The sequence below is a fragment of the Thermococcus sp. ES12 genome (assembly GCF_012027515.1).
Taxonomy (GTDB): domain Archaea; phylum Methanobacteriota_B; class Thermococci; order Thermococcales; family Thermococcaceae; genus Thermococcus; species Thermococcus barossii.
Genome location: NZ_SNUP01000042.1, coordinates 1 through 495, shown reverse-complemented (window position 1 = coordinate 495; position 495 = coordinate 1). Strand labels below are relative to the sequence as shown.

Genomic DNA, 495 nt, shown 5'->3' with positions numbered 1-495 from the left:
AAATGTTCTGTCTTTCCTTATATGCTGTAGTGAGAATTACAGGTAACGCCATGTTCATCACCTTGAAAACAAGAATTTGTATGTTAAAATAGCCAATAGGACAACTCCTAACATAACTTTCAAGTCTCCAGTTTTCTTCGCTGTTTTTTTAGAAACTTCCCCAGTCTTGACTGCTTTATAGACTTCATTATTTATGTTTTTTTCAATAATTGGTTTTGGTGCTGGTAATGGTTCACTAAGATTCTGCTTAACTCGATCTTTCATCATCTTCTTTTTTGGCGATTCAGCAAGTTGGAATTTTGGTTTTGGTTTTCTGAAAACTGGTTTCTTTATCGCAACTGGTCTTGGTTTTGGTCTTTTAGGCGCTTCTTCAATACTCAAAATATCAACAATACTTCCATTCCTAACTAATATTTTGATAGAAATTCCAAGTAGCGTATTTGTGTAGATATTACCGTTTTTATGTCTGTATTTCACCTTATACTCTTTCTTCGA

Annotated in this window: 1 protein-coding gene; it reads right to left on the bottom strand. The window is 33.5% G+C overall.

Going from position 1 to position 495, the window contains the following annotated elements:
- Positions 1-57 precede the first annotated feature (57 nt).
- Positions 58-495 (bottom strand): hypothetical protein (locus E3E37_RS10915; RefSeq protein ID WP_206204107.1); only part of this gene is annotated, 438 nt, incomplete at its 5' end.